This is a genomic window from Bradyrhizobium sp. CFUWI, from assembly GCF_056429085.1.
Genome location: NZ_JBWJZE010000277.1, coordinates 1 through 404 on the forward strand (window position 1 = coordinate 1; position 404 = coordinate 404).

The window sequence follows — 404 nt, forward strand, 5'->3', positions numbered from 1 at the left end:
GGTTGTGCCAGCACTTCCGGCAACTGGCGATTTACGCCATCGACGATCACCGCCAGCAACGGTGGCAGCAACAGCAGCAGCGCCAGCACTATTAACACCGTGTCGCAAATGCGGCTATGCAGACGATCGTCCGGATCGCGCCAGCCTTGCAGCAGCGTGGTACCGGGCGCAATGGCCTTACTTAGTCGCTGACTCAACAGCACCAGCCCAAGGCAACACACCATCTGGAGCAGCGCCAGCATCGCCGCGCGGGCAGGATCGTAGTCGTAACTCAGCGCCTGATAAATAGCCAGCTCGATAGTAGTTGCCTGCGGACCGCCGCCCAGCGATAGCACGGTGGCGAAGCTGGCGAAACAGAGCATAAAGATAAGCGCGGCAACCGGCGGGATTTGTCGCCGTAGCCA

Annotated in this window: 1 pseudogene; it reads right to left on the reverse strand. The window is 60.6% G+C overall.

Going from position 1 to position 404, the window contains the following annotated elements:
- A pseudogene (gene thiP, locus AC066S_RS39790) lies at window positions 1-404 on the reverse strand (thiamine/thiamine pyrophosphate ABC transporter permease ThiP); the annotation flags it as partial.